Genomic DNA, 339 nt, shown 5'->3' on the forward strand with positions numbered 1-339 from the left:
GTTTTCGGTTTATTTTCTTGTTACTATTTCTTAATGTATCCTTGCAGATACATCAGGAATGTTTGATAGATATTCAATTTTCAATGGACAAGTTTAGGATATGAACGACGGTCGCTTCTGCGAAACTTCTGTAGAAAATTAGGAATCTGACGCTGTGTGTCTTGCACACAAGGAGGATTATCTATTTCCCTAAGAAGTTAGTCGTGAATTCAACTTCACTGTTATTCAGTTTAGTAGGATTTCTATCCTAATGGAGCCTAGCGGGATCGAACCGCTGACCTCCTGCGTGCAAAGCAGGCGCTCTCCCAGCTGAGCTAAGGCCCCACAAGACCTCTCAAA

The 339-nt window shown here is 41.9% G+C and carries 1 tRNA gene; it reads right to left on the bottom strand.

Annotated elements, in window-relative coordinates:
* Positions 1-251: 251 nt before the first annotated feature.
* Positions 252-324, bottom strand: a tRNA-Ala gene (locus RFK25_RS11625).
* Positions 325-339 lie beyond the last annotated feature (15 nt).

The organism is Streptococcus sp. SS-4456 (genome assembly GCF_036680365.1).
Lineage (GTDB): Bacteria > Bacillota > Bacilli > Lactobacillales > Streptococcaceae > Streptococcus.